This is a genomic window from Pseudomonas sp. MF08875, assembly GCF_059862525.1.
The window spans coordinates 1-1061 of record NZ_JCBCUW010000132.1; the positions used below are offsets into that span (position 1 = coordinate 1).

Consider the following 1061-nt stretch of genomic DNA (forward strand, 5'->3'; position numbering starts at 1 on the left):
CCTAGAGGCGAGCTCAACATAATCTGAGTGGCAGTATCAGCCACCACTTTACGGCTAGTAGCCTCATACAAGTATTAGACAGCCTCAAAGCGATTTCTAAATTCCGTCTTCAAGAACTCGTACAACTCTTCATCGCGCCTCCAGAGATAGTGCCGGCACACACTATTTTCTTCATGCGGCCCGGCAACAGGCTGAAATCCATTCTCGATTAGCCGTGAAGAAATTCGTTGTGGTGATTTAAGAAATTGGTGAGCAATTTCCCTATTGAACACATACTGTTGTTGAAAATCCTTCAGCGTGGACGGCGCGATTTTACGTTGATTGTTCTCAACCACATGTGGGAGCAAGCCATTATTTATTAACCCGTACACCACCTGGTCTTTGACGTTCAACACACTAGCAGCGTCCTGAGCACTAAGATTAGTTGTCGTTTGATGCGCCGTTAACCAGCGCTGTTTCCAACAGTAAAAATCATCACTCAGTAATTTATAGTCTGCAAATGACAGTCCGGTGTCGCATCGATACAATTCAACTTCACATTTTGTCAAAGCACCCACGAAATCCAAAAACTGATTCTCGTCTTTCAGATAATAAGTAAACAATTTTCGAAGCGACAGATATTCATCAGTACCATGCACCGCATCTGACGTAGAAAATTTCTGGATAAAACTTTCAGAATCTACAATCCAAGGGGTAGGGTTACTGTTTTTTGAGTTATAGCCAACTAGGTACCCCCCAATAATAAGCGATCGGGCTCTCCGCTCACTTATCCCTAACCGTCGCGCCGCCTCCTTCAAACTTGCTGAGTTGTTTAATTTTTCAACAAAAGCCTTTGCTTCCTGGAGATCCACAACAGTGGAAATTTTGCCACAGTCATGCTGAATCGAATTAGATGAAACGAGCCCCTTTTCCACGAAAAGTTTCAGCTTCGAAGGAGGCAAACCGACGGAGTAGGCAACTGTTTTAATAGGCTTCCACCGATGAGACTGAATAGTTTCACGTGAAAACAGAGTTGATGTAGCGGTGAGCGGTCCTCGCCAGTTTGAAAGTAAATAGTTTTC

Annotated in this window: 1 protein-coding gene; it reads right to left on the reverse strand. The window is 43.9% G+C overall.

All coding sequences use genetic code 11. The features are described from left to right. Positions 1-74: 74 nt before the first annotated feature. The coding region (locus AC19YT_RS28270) for a helix-turn-helix domain-containing protein (RefSeq protein WP_500611390.1) at positions 75-1061 on the reverse strand (987 nt) is incomplete at its 5' end.